Below are 233 nucleotides of genomic sequence, written 5' to 3'. Positions count from 1 at the left end.
TGCTTGGTGGGTAGTTTGACTGGGGTGGTCGCCTCCAAAAGCGTAACGGAGGCTTCTAAAGGTACCCTCAGGCCGATCGGTAACCGGCCCAAGAGTGTAATGGCAGAAGGGTGCTTGACTGGGAGACAGACAAGTCGATCAGGTAGGAAACTAGAGCATAGTGATCCGGTGTTTCCGTATGGAAGGGACATCGCTCAAAGGATAAAAGGTACTCCGGGGATAACAGGCTGATC

The 233-nt window shown here is 52.8% G+C and carries 1 rRNA gene; it reads left to right on the top strand.

The annotated features are described in order from the left end of the window. Positions 1-233: ribosomal RNA gene (locus tag I6E11_RS15575) — 23S ribosomal RNA — on the top strand; the annotation flags it as partial.

It is taken from the genome of Bacteroides caecigallinarum, from assembly GCF_021531075.1.
GTDB lineage: Bacteria > Bacteroidota > Bacteroidia > Bacteroidales > Bacteroidaceae > Phocaeicola > Phocaeicola caecigallinarum_B.
The sequence above is the reverse complement of the archived record's forward strand: the minus strand, read 5'-3'. Positions and strand labels throughout refer to the sequence as shown.